Genomic DNA, 6,450 nt, shown 5'->3' with positions numbered 1-6,450 from the left:
CTCAATAACGCCATGTCCAACACTCCATATACCCTCGCTTGTCAAAGCCAGGGACGAGTTCAACATGGGTCAATTCTCAGCGGAAATTTACGCCCTACCCGGGTCACTTCTCAGTGGAAATCAACACAGGGCTCGATCTGGGCGACGTCGATCTACAATCGGACACGATTACGATCCGCGAAACGAAGTTCTACAAGACCAGGGTCTTGCCGCTCACCAGCAGCGTCATGGGCGAATTGCGCGTATATATCGATGCAAGGCGGCGCGTCGGTGCGCCGCAAGATACTCAGTCCGGGCTCTTCTGGAACGGGCACTTGAACGCTCGTTATACTCCGGTGACGGTCTCAACGATGATAGCCAACGTCATGCGACGCGCCGGGTTCAAGCCCGCGTCAGGACGGGTGGGGCCGCGCACTCATGACCTACGCCATTCGATGGTCGTGAACCGGATCGTCCAATGGTACCGATCCGGTATCAATCCGCAGGACAAACTACGCTTCCTCTCCACCTATATGGGCCACCGGGACATCAACTCAACGCTGGTCTACATCACCGTCACGCAGGATCTGCTGCAGGAAGCAAGCGAGCGGTTCCGTACCGTTGGCGCGCGATGTCTCGCCATGGAGGTGCGGCCATGACGAAGGGCAATCCGCTCCCCGCGTTGTTACGGGCGTTCTTCCAGGAATGGCTGGCCGAGCAGCGCAGTGCGTCGATCCACACGATCCGCTCCTATCGCGACACCTGGCGGCTGTTGCTGCGGTTCGTCGCGGAGCGAAAAGGCGGCGGGGTCGCACGGCTCACGCTGACCGACGTCTCGGCCGGCGAGGTGCGCGCGTTCCTCCATCATACCGAACATGGGCGCAATGCCACGATCGGCACGCGGAACTGCCGACTGGCCGCCATCCGCAGCTTCTTCAGCTTCGTGGCGGATAAGGATCCGGAGTACGTCGCGCAATGCGCCGAGGTCTTGACCGTCCCGCTCAAGCGCGAACCGACATCTGCACCCTGCTATCTTGAGCCGGGAGAGGTCGAGGCGATCCTCGCTCAGCCTGACCGGACGACCCTGGAGGGGATGCGCGACCATGCGTTGCTCTCGTTCCTGTATAATAGTGGCGCGCGAATCCAAGAAGCCCTCGATCTGTGTTCCAACGCGATCCGCTTCGATGCGCCGAACTGCGCTCGCCTCTACGGCAAGGGACGTAAGGAACGGATCTGTCCACTATGGCCGGAAACTGTGACATTGCTCAGCAAACTGCTGGAACGCCAACCGCGTGCGCCAGACGAGCGAATCTTCGTCAATCGATACGGTGAACCACTCGGGGCCTCGGGAGTGCGGTTCAAACTCGCCGCCTATGTTGAGGAAGCAACCAAATCGGTGCCGTCGCTTCGGTCAAAGCATGTGACGCCACACAGCTTCCGCCACGCGACAGCCGTTCATCTCGTCGCCGCCGGGGTTGACATCACCGTCATCCGTAGTTGGCTGGGACACGTCAGTCTCGACACGACCAACCACTACGCACAGGCCAATCTCGAGACGAAGCGAAAGGCGCTGGAACAAGTGGGTGCGCCGGCCGCAAGCAACGTGCCACCTTTGTGGAAACGGGATGCCAGCCTGATGGAGTGGCTCGACACCCTGTGAAATAATGCCAAGGACGTGGCGAAACGTTCCGCAGTATTGCGGACCTACGCCACGTTCCTGCGCATTATCGCTTCCTCGCGATAAAGCATCTTATGCGCAGCTGCGCATAAGATGCTCCACGCGTCCGCATAGGTGTCGTAGATCTCGATCTGCGCGGCGGTCAGCTCATGGCGCAGAATGTCATATTCGACACCTGCGAAGCTCAGTGCGCGGGCCATGTAGAGGCCGGTGGCCTTGAGATCGCGCGCGACCAGCTCCATCGCGGCGATCCCGCCTTTGCTGATGCTGCTGATGAACTGCTCCCGGTCGGGGAAGGCGGTCCCTGGGCCCCAGAGCCCCAGTCGGACCGCATAAGCGAGGTTGTTGACGACAGAGGCGCCGGTGGCTGAAGCATAGAGGACGCGGGCCGCGGGCAATTGGTTCTGGAGGAGCACGCCGCAGATTCCCTGCTGGGATCCATCCTTGGTGCCGAGAGCGCCCTCCCCACCCGCAACGCCGCCCATCTCGTGGGCCTCGTCGAAGGCGATGACACCGTCAAAATCGGCCCCGGCCCAGTCAACCAGCTGCTTCAGGCGACCGTAGTCACCACGCATCGAACGCAGCGTCGGATAGCTGACGAACAGCACGCCCTGGTCGAGGCTGATCGGCTCATCGATCTTCCAGTTGGAGATGGGCTGAATGTCGCCGTTAAGGCCGCCAAGGGCCGTCCAGTCGCGTCGCGCGTCTTCGAGGAGCGGCGCATTCTTCGAGACCCAGATGTTGCGGCGGCGGCCCTGGAGCCAGTTGTCGAGGATGCAGGCCGCGATTTGACGACCCTTCCCCGCCCCCGTGCCGTCGCCCAGGAAGAAGCCCTTACGATAGGAATGGCCGTCTTCGGCCAGCACGAGGCCGACACCCTCCTTGTCGGGTCTGAAAGTGCCTGGGATCCACTGGGTCCAGGCATGCCCCGCGTAGACGACCGTCTCGAGTTGGGAGGCGGAGAGCAGCCGCTCGGCGACGGTGCGCTCGGGCAGCGCCGGCACATACTCTGGGACCGGCGCCGGGATCGAGCCCATGGCGACAGATTCGACGAGCGGCGTTGGATGCTCGCCAGCGCTCGCGAAGCTGATACGGCTCGGTCGATATGGAAGATAGACGCCGCTCTGCTCGAGCAGCGGCGCCGGCGTCTCAAGTTTCGCATATTCGACGGGGAGCACGTGGTTGCGTGCCGGGGCATGGTAGGCGCGGGGCGCCGGACGGCTGCTTTTGACGGCCCGGAAGAGCGAAACTCCACCTGAGCGCTTCGGCGCCGACGCTCCGCGATCGGGCTTCGCCGACGATCGTTCGGGGATGATCAGGATATCGAGCAGCTCGGCAACGGACGAACGCTGGATGAGCGCGGGGGGCGACCGGCCGGGGACCTTGTCGATGACAAACAACCGCACGGCGATCGAAGTCCCATGCTTCAGGTAGCACTTCTCGAGACGGACGGCCGCCAGGACGCTCACGTCGCGCAGGATCGTCTCATATTGCTCACGCATGCGTGCGCTCGGGCCAAACCAATCGGGCATGATGGCAACGAGCCGGCCGCCCGGTTGAAGACGGCGCAGCGCCGCTTGCAGATGACGGACTGCGGCATAGTCGTCGGCGCCGCGGCCGACCGACCTCGAAAAGGGCGGGTTCATCAGGATGAGGGTTGGTCGATCGACGCTTGCGAGGGTGGAATTGATGGTCGCACCATCGTGCCCGGTGATCGATGCTGAGGGGAAAGCCGCCTTCAATCGGCCACGGCGGAGCGGATCGAGCTCGTTCAGATGGAGCGATTCGACGTGACGGAGCTGCGCGACCAATAGGCCGTTACCCGCGCTCGGCTCGAGCACGATGTCGTCGGGCTGGACGTTGGCGAGAAGCGTCATAACCGCAGCGATGTCGACAGGTGTCGAGAATTGCTGCCATTCGATCTGATCCTCGCTGCGAACCGTCTGAGTGGGCAGGCGATCGGACAAATCGATCAGCGCGCGGACGTCGCCGAACGCCGCAATTTTTTGGGCGCTCGACTGAAGATGGATGGCAAGGGCATGCTCGAGGAGTTCAAAGCTGGCGCGTTGTGTCCAGCGACCGTCGGCATCAGAACCGCCGAAGGCCTTGGTCATCGCGTCGTTGAGGTGACGACGCTGAATGGCCTCGTCGGAGCGCAGACGGGGTAGAAGGAGGCGCACGGCCTCGCGCTCAGCCTGGGCGGCCGCTTCGAAGAGATCGGACATGGGTGTGGTCTCCAGAGTGGGCTGCACCCTCGGCAGCGACACCCTTTCGATCCCCCTCCCCTCTCCTCCGGCGCTTCGCGCCTAGACGCGGCTCTGCTGCGCTCGGGCATCGAGCGCCTTTGCCCAATCCTTGTAGATTGGCGGCGGGGGCGCGCGTTCGATGATGAGGCCCGACCGGGCGTAATGCGCTTGGGCACTTTCGGCTGCCCTGTGCCCTTCGGAATCGTTGTCCTCGGCGACCAGGAGCGTTGTGACCGTGGGCGGAATGACGAGCTGGTTGAGCCGACGTGCGCCGAGTGAAGCCCAGCACGGGAGGTTGCTCAGGCGCGCGAAAGCGTCGGCCGTCTCAAAGCCCTCGGCGATGGCAAGGGTGTTGCCCCCTGCCCCGCCCCGCCAAGCGCCGTGCCCCGGGGCGCCAAGCATGACCTTGCGCGTGTAATGGGCGGTGTCGGGGTTCAGGAATATGCGTTGAATTGCGACCAGACGGTTTCCCTCGCGCACCGCTACCAGGAGAGCGGGTTCGAAGATCGTCTTCGGCTTGGGCAGGTAAGGGCAACGCGGATGGAAGCGAAGATCGCGTGGTGGTGGGAGGAGGTTCCGGCACTGGAGGTAGCGCTCGGCAAGGGTGCCCGGAACGTCGACCGCCTCATTCCAGATTCTTTCGACGTTCATCGGCCGCGGCGAGTCCGCCAAGGCGGGTGGCGGATAATGGCGACCCGGGCGAACAAGGCGCAGTTCACGCAGGACGTCTTCGCGCGAGCATCCTGCGAAACAGGTGACGAGAATGCCGCGATCCCCTTGCCGAATCGACAAGCTTGGATCGCGATCGCTGTGTGCGGGACAGCGGCACATCGCGACATTGCCGCTCCACGTGCCGCCCAGGGCCCCGACAATGTCGACTATCTCCTGCGATGGCCGTCTGGCTGTAAGCGGCATAATTCTACCTCCTGCTTACACGCTCGGCCCCTCCTTTCCTCTTTTCGGTCGGTCTGAGACTTGGAGACAGATTCAGCCTGCGCTCGCCTCAACGCGAACGGCTCGGAGATCATCGGTTAGTCGTCGCTTCGATTCGCGCGGCGTTCAGCATAGGCGACGACGAACTTCTCCCAGATCCGCAGCCACTCTGAATCGGTGCGCGGCCGGCTAAAATCGGGGCATCCCTTGCGGAATGCAGCCGCCATGTCATCCACTGACCACGGATGGCCCTTGGTCAGCGCGATCTGGCGGAAGACGGCCTCACGCGTGCCGTATGAGAGAGACCCGGCGGGGAACGGAAGAGTCGGCGCATCGTCCTTCGCGGGCGCGGACTTCGCTGCATGGGCCGGTTTGACCGATGATCTCGGTGCCGTTTTCGGAGCCTCGCCCCCGACGAGTCGAAGGTGCGGCCCCACGAGCTTGCGCTCCAGCGGTGCCGGTGACGGATGAAGAATGACCTTCCGCCCGGAGAGATCGACATTTGCGTTGGGATAGACCGCCGACACGATCTGCATGGTTTCGCGGACGGTCTGTCGGAAGCGCTTGCTGTCGGCCTCGTTGCCAAGGTGCTTGGCGAGCTGGTCCCATGAGATAACCTGGCCCTTGTCGGATCCAATCCGCGGGAGTCGGTAGGCAAGGTAAGTGTAGAGATCGAGCGCCGTTGGCGTACCCTTGAGCTCGCGGATGGCGATCTCATTGAGTGGCACGGCATGGTCGATGAGGTGCGAGTAGAACGCCTCGGACATACGGATTTCGCGCGCGAATGAGCCGTTCTTGTCGAGCGAACCGGCATATTCGTTGGAAATCTTGACGTCCCGGACAGCGAAGGCGTTGTCTTCCGTGTCGGTGCCGTCCCAGCGGATCTGCCACTCGCACGCCAGCAGCCGATCCACCTGCTCTCGCATCAGGTTGGCCGTCCCGCGTGGTCCATAAGACACGGTCTGGTAGCCAAGGCGGCGCATCCACTCGGTGAAATTGCGGCCAAGATAAACGTCCCGCGATTGCTTCATGACCGCCTGAGAGAGGAGGTAGATCAGGGCAACGCGTGGATAGGCGCCATAAGGCACACCAAGGCTTCGCATGACGGACTTGCCGTCGACATTCTGAAGCACTGGCCTGGGATTGATGGCCAGCGCATATTTGCCGTCCTCACGGACGATGGGCTGAGTGTCGTCCTTGGGCCGCTTGGTTGGCAGCGACATCGCACAAAGCGCGGAGTGGAGGAAGGCAGGAACCGGTTCTTCGTCCTGGACGCGCAGGAATGCGTCCAAGGTGAGCTGGGTGCCGGCGGTGGTGGCGAGCTTGCGGACGCTCTCCTCGCCGCCGTTGAGCATGGCTAGTGCGTACTGATGCCCCAGCGGCCTATGCTGATCCCCATTCATGGTCTGCCCTTCCCCCCGAATCGACCGGGGGCTGTGATGGGCATGTCTCAACAGGTTTGAGGCGTGAAATCAACCCCGTTGGCAGTTTGGGAGGGGAAAAGGCCGCGAGAGTTGCAGAAACACCGATGATGTCGGTGCCGTTCTGCGCCCTCCCCCTGCCCTCCTTCACCCAAAATCGAAAAATCAAAACGATTCGCGAATCGGTTTTTTA

General features: G+C 62.6%; 4 protein-coding genes and 1 pseudogene. 2 read left to right on the top strand and 3 right to left on the bottom strand.

Going from position 1 to position 6,450, the window contains the following annotated elements; genetic code table 11:
• Nucleotides 1-113 precede the first annotated feature (113 nt).
• A complete protein-coding gene (locus ACFQ24_RS03220; protein WP_449325441.1) occupies nt 114-638 on the top strand; it encodes a tyrosine-type recombinase/integrase in 525 nt (174 codons plus the stop codon).
• A complete protein-coding gene (locus tag ACFQ24_RS03215; protein ID WP_380909080.1) occupies nt 635-1,639 on the top strand; it encodes a tyrosine-type recombinase/integrase in 1,005 nt (334 codons plus the stop codon). Before ACFQ24_RS03220 ends, ACFQ24_RS03215 begins: the two co-directional genes overlap by 4 nt.
• Nucleotides 1,640-1,746: 107 nt before the next feature.
• On the opposite strand, the pseudogene ACFQ24_RS03210 reads toward ACFQ24_RS03215, so the two are convergent.
• From ACFQ24_RS03210 to ACFQ24_RS03200, 3 genes and pseudogenes are all read right to left on the bottom strand, one after another.
• Nucleotides 1,747-3,882 (bottom strand): annotated as a pseudogene (locus ACFQ24_RS03210) (strawberry notch-like NTP hydrolase domain-containing protein); the annotation flags it as partial.
• Between the two features lie 81 nt (nt 3,883-3,963).
• Entirely contained in the window at nt 3,964-4,818 is an 855-nt protein-coding gene (locus ACFQ24_RS03205; RefSeq protein ID WP_037569604.1) for a DUF7146 domain-containing protein, read from the bottom strand.
• Between the two features lie 116 nt (nt 4,819-4,934).
• Nucleotides 4,935-6,239: a replication protein RepA gene (locus tag ACFQ24_RS03200; RefSeq protein ID WP_037456189.1), complete on the bottom strand. Its 1,305-nt coding sequence runs from the start codon at nt 6,237-6,239 to the stop codon at nt 4,935-4,937.
• Nucleotides 6,240-6,450: the final 211 nt, after the last annotated feature.

The sequence above is a fragment of the Sphingobium olei genome, assembly GCF_042678845.1.
In the GTDB taxonomy this organism is placed as follows: domain Bacteria; phylum Pseudomonadota; class Alphaproteobacteria; order Sphingomonadales; family Sphingomonadaceae; genus Sphingobium; species Sphingobium olei.
This window is presented reverse-complemented; position numbering and strand designations above follow the sequence as displayed.